Origin of the sequence: Brevibacillus sp. SIMBA_040 (assembly GCF_046535075.1) — a bacterium.
Taxonomy (GTDB): Bacteria; Bacillota; Bacilli; order Brevibacillales; family Brevibacillaceae; genus Brevibacillus.
In genome coordinates, this window is sequence record NZ_JAWRXI010000215.1 from 1 (window position 1) to 266 (window position 266).

1 pseudogene is annotated in these 266 nt (G+C 72.2%); it reads right to left on the minus strand.

From position 1 onward, the window contains the following. Nucleotides 1-148: pseudogene (locus tag SB752_RS32600) on the minus strand (ATP-binding cassette domain-containing protein); the annotation flags it as partial. Nucleotides 149-266: the final 118 nt, after the last annotated feature.

Here is a 266-nt window from a genome sequence, read left to right on the forward strand (position 1 = left end):
CAGTTGGATTGCGTGCAACGCGTCCCGGCCGCGCTGCCGGTAGCTGCCGGGGGACCAATGCCCCGTGCAGGCGGATCGCGCCGCGCCGCGGCGGCAGCAGGCCAGCTATCACGCGCGCGAGGCTCGACTTGCCGGAACCTGACGGCCCGACTACCGCAAGTGTCTATCCGCGTTGGAGTGTGAGCGACACGTCGCGCAGCACCGGCGAGCCCTCCGGAACGGGGGCACCCGGCTCGCGGCGCCCGATCGATACGGTCAGCAGCCGT